This is a genomic window from Pseudomonas sp. HMWF021, from assembly GCF_003061005.1.
Lineage (GTDB): Bacteria > Pseudomonadota > Gammaproteobacteria > Pseudomonadales > Pseudomonadaceae > Aquipseudomonas.
This window is the reverse complement of record NZ_QAIK01000069.1, coordinates 1947-5688: the sequence shown is the minus strand read 5'-3', so window position 1 is coordinate 5688 and position 3742 is coordinate 1947. Positions and strand designations below refer to the sequence as shown.

Below are 3742 nucleotides of genomic sequence, written 5' to 3'. Positions count from 1 at the left end.
TGGGGTTTCCCCATGTGAGAGTAGGTCATCGTCAAGATTAAATTCCGAAACCCCAATTGCGAAAGCAGTTGGGGTTTTGTTTTGCCCGCAGGAAAGTGATTTGCCTGATGCTCCTTCGGTTGACGCGGGGCAGGCAGGCAAATGGGCCACGTTGAATCTTGAGGTGCTTGCTTCAGGAAATAGCGCTTCTGGCCGATAACCCGAACGGCTATTCAAAACTCACAGGCCGCACACGAAATTGCTTGATGGCATTTGGCCTCCAGTTATCATCTGCTCGCCTGCGAATAGCTATCGCGTTATCTACTTAAATTGCCTGGAAATCCTTGATGCTGTCGTATCACCAAAAGAGTTTTCTGATCGTCGATGATTTCTCGGATTTCCGCAGTTCCGTTCGGTCGATGTTGCGTGAGCTAGGCGTCAAGGACGTCGACACCGCCGATACTGGCGAGCAGGCGCTGAAGATGTGCGCGCAGAAGTCCTATGACTTTATCCTGCAGGATTTTCACCTTGGCGATGGCAAGAAGAACGGTCAGCAAGTGCTTGAAGACCTGATGCTGGAAAAGCTCATCAGCCATGAAGCGGTGTTTGTCATGGTGACAGCCGAAACCAGTCAGGCGATGGTGCTCAGTGCCTTGGAGCATGAGCCTGATGCCTACCTGACCAAGCCATTTAACCGTTCCGGGCTGGCACAGCGCCTGGAGCGTCTTGAACAACGCAAGACTCTGCTCAAACCGATTTTGCAGGCACTGGATCGCGGCAAGCCCGTCGAGGTGCTCAATGCCTGCATCGCCCTGTGCAAGCAGGACATTCGTTATTCGCCGCTATGCCTGCGCTACCGCGCCGATGCGCTGCGCGACATGAACCAGAACGAAGCGCTTGAACGTCTTTACGACAGCATCATCGCTGACCGGCCGTTGCCTTGGGCATTTGCCGGGTTGGGCAAATTGCTGTTCAAGCGTGGGCAAGTGGCGCAGGCCAAAGGCGTCTACGAAAAAGCCCTGAAGGTGTTCCCGATGATGCCGGCGTTGTACGACGGCATGGCTGATGTGCTGGTCGCCGAGGGTGATACCAAAGGCGCGCAGCGGGTGCTCGAGGAGGCGATTCGGTTGTCGCCGCTGGCGGTGCGCCGCCAAGCGTTGCTCGGCAAACTGGCGATGGCCAACGAAGACTTTGATACCGCCTCGCGTGCTTATCGACAGGCTGTGGCGCAAGGTGCGCAATCGCGCTTCAAGGATCCGGAAAGCAATCTCGGCCTGGCCCATGCCTTGATCAGCAAGGGCAGTGAGCGCGGCCTCGACACGCGCACGCGCCTGGAGATCAACACCACCCTCAGCGCCGTGGCGAAAGAGAACCCGACTGATCCGGGCCTGCAGATTCGTGCGCGCCTGATGAAGGCTACCAGTCTGCTGCTCAACGATGCCGAAACCGCCGACAAACTCACCGAGCAAGCGTTGATGCGCCTCGATGGCATGGAGCAGTTCATGAGTCCTGAGGCGGCGCTGCTGGTCGCCAAGCAGTTGCAGATGCTCGGACAGGCCGAGGCGGGCACCTCGATGCTCAAGAGCTGCGCAGAGATTTATGGTGACGATCCGGCGGTGATGAAAGATATCGCCAAGCTCACCGATGACCCGACTATTCTCAGTTCGAGCAACGCCGCCGCCGACCTCAACCGTCAGGGCGTGCGTGTGTACAAGACCGGCAACCTGGTGGAAGCCCGCGAAGTCTTTCGCAAGGCGCTGAAGATGCAACCGAAGAACATCAGCATCGCGCTGAACATGGCCCAGTCGTTGCTGCACGGCACCGACACCAGTGTGCCGTCGGCGGAGCTGGAAGAGTGTCGGGCCTGCCTGAAAATGGTCGGCCTGATGCCCGACACCGACGCGCGTTACCCGCGTTATCAGAAGCTGAAAAGCAAGGCGTTTGGCGCATGAATCACGACGAGCAAACTCTGGATTTCTCCACGGTGATCGCCTCCACCGTGCACGACATGAAGAACTCACTGGCAATGCTGATGCAGGCCCACAGCCAGTGGCTGGCACGCTTGCCCCAAGAGCAACGGACCGGATCGGAGCAGGGCGTGATCGATTTCGAGTTCGCTCACCTTAACGGCATGCTGGTGCAACTGCTCGGGCTGTACAAGCTCGGGGTCAACCAAATGCCGCTGCAACCGGCCTATCACGAGCTGGATGATTTCATCGAGGCGCAACTGGCGGCGCATCAAGAGGTGTTCGCCAGTCGCGGGATCATTGCCACTTATGAAGTGGATCCGCTGAGCCCGCTGGGCTTCTTTGATCGCGAGTTGATTGCGTCGGTGCTGGGCAATTGCATCAACAACGCGATCCGCTACGCCCGCGAATCGCTGTTGATCACCGTCAGCGATGAGGCGGGCCAACTGGTGCTCAGCATCAATGATGACGGCGATGGTTACCCCGCCCAGATGCTCGAGCGTCAGGCCGAATACGTGCAGGGCATTAACCACAGCAGCGGCAGCACCGGATTGGGTCTGTATTTCGCCAATCGCATTGCCGCGCTGCATCAGCGCAATGGCGTGGTCGGGCACACTGAAATCCGTAATGGCGGACCACTGGGCGGCGGCGTCTTCAGCCTCTACTTGCCCTGACCTGACGCGTACCCGTGTAGGAGCTGCCGCAGGCTGCGATCTTTTGATCTTGTCTTTCAAAAGCAACATCAAAAGATCGCAGCCTGCGGCAGCTCCTACAGGGGGGGAATGTGAGGCGGGCTTTTTTTGTTTGACGCAGCTTGATCTTGCGAACAGCCGAAGCCTATTTTGTGCGAGTCGCCGTTCGCGGCTCGCACAATAACAAGGATTGCGTCATGACAACCGATGGCCAGCGTTCACTCGCGCAGCGATTGACGGGCATTGATGAGATTGAATGTGTCACGCCGGATTTGAACGGCGTACCACGAGGCAAGGTAATGACCGCCGAGGGTTTCCTCGAAGGGCGGCGTCTGCAGATGGCAAGGGGCGTGCTGCTGCAATGCATCATGGGGGGGTATCCGGCTGCACGTTTCTACGGCAGCGATGACGGCGATCTGGCACTGGTTGCCGAGCCGACCCAGATACACCCGTTGCCATGGAGCGATGAACCCCGTGCCCTGGCGATTTGCGATGCGGATGAACTGAGCGGCGAAAGCTCCAGCCTGTCGACCCGTGGCCAATTGAAGAAAGTCATCGCGCGTTATGCCTCGCTCGGTCTGGCGCCGGTGGTGGCGACCGAGCTGGAGTTCTTTGTCTTTGCGCCGAATACCGATCCGACTCAACCGTTTCGCCCGCCGGTAGGCCTCGATGGGCGTCGCGAGGATGGTCAGTCAGCCTTCAGTGTCAGCTCCAACAATGGTCTGCGGCCGTTCTTCGCCGAAGTCTATAAATGCATGGCTGCACTGGGGCTGCCGCGCGATACCTTCATGCATGAAATGGGCGTCAGCCAGTTCGAGATCAACCTGCTGCACGGGGATCCGCTGTTGCTCGCTGACCAGACATTCCTGTTCAAGCATCTGCTCAAGGAAGTCGCGCTCAAACATGGCCTGAGTGTGGTGTGTATGGCCAAGCCGTTGGCGCATACTGCGGGCAGTTCGATGCACATTCACCAGAGCATCGTCGAAATCAGCAGTGGCAAGAATGTGTTCAGTGACGACAACGGCCAGCCGACTGCGATGTTCCGTCATTTCATCGGCGGGCAGCAGGCGGGCATGGCTGATTTCACTGCGCTGTTTGCGCCTA

3 protein-coding genes are annotated in these 3742 nt (G+C 58.2%); all 3 read left to right on the top strand.

Going from position 1 to position 3742, the window contains the following annotated elements; translation table 11 throughout:
* The first annotated feature begins 326 nt into the window (after nt 1-326).
* The gene (locus DBR18_RS10195) at nt 327-1931 is read left to right on the top strand and encodes a tetratricopeptide repeat-containing response regulator (RefSeq protein WP_108590225.1); all 1605 of its coding nucleotides are present in this window, start codon (nt 327-329) and stop codon (nt 1929-1931) included.
* Nucleotides 1928-2620 (top strand): sensor histidine kinase KdpD, encoded by a 693-nt coding sequence (locus DBR18_RS10190; RefSeq protein WP_108590224.1) that lies wholly within the window; start codon nt 1928-1930, stop codon nt 2618-2620. The genes DBR18_RS10195 and DBR18_RS10190 overlap by 4 nt, the downstream gene beginning before the upstream one ends.
* 215 nt (nt 2621-2835) lie before the next feature.
* The coding region (locus DBR18_RS29020; protein ID WP_371921084.1) for a glutamine synthetase at nt 2836-3742 on the top strand (907 nt) is incomplete at its 3' end.

What these genes read in the sequence shown, in the direction of transcription:
- DBR18_RS10195 (WP_108590225.1), top strand. Translation starts at nt 327, where the DNA reads ATGCTGTCGTATCACCAAAAGAGTTTTCTGATCGTCGATGATTTCTCG.
- DBR18_RS10190 (WP_108590224.1), top strand. Translation starts at nt 1,928, where the DNA reads ATGAATCACGACGAGCAAACTCTGGATTTCTCCACGGTGATCGCCTCC.